Origin of the sequence: Vibrio sp. 10N.222.52.B7 (assembly GCF_041474275.1) — a bacterium.
GTDB classification, from domain to species: Bacteria; Pseudomonadota; Gammaproteobacteria; order Enterobacterales; family Vibrionaceae; genus Vibrio; species Vibrio crassostreae_C.
The window spans coordinates 1-243 of the sequence record NZ_JBFRTU010000477.1; the positions used below are offsets into that span (position 1 = coordinate 1).

Genomic DNA, 243 nt, shown 5'->3' on the forward strand with positions numbered 1-243 from the left:
GCCAAAGTAAAGGCATGGGCTCACTTATCTTGGTTGCGCTAGAGTCACTGGCACGTCAAGAAGGGGCGAAGCGTTTGGTGTGTAATGCACGTGAAGATGCGATCTCATTCTATGAGAAGAATGAGTTTGAACGTCGTGGTGAAATTAACGATCAACGCGGCCCTGTGCGTCACCAACAGATGGTGAAACATCTTGACCCAATGGCAGACGTACTACGCAAGCCTGAGTGGTGTAATGAGCTTC

Annotated in this window: 1 protein-coding gene; it reads left to right on the top strand. The window is 49.4% G+C overall.

Annotated elements, in window-relative coordinates; genetic code table 11:
* On the top strand, window positions 1-243 hold a 243-nt coding region (locus AB4512_RS23765; RefSeq protein WP_372175968.1), incomplete at both ends, for a GNAT family N-acetyltransferase.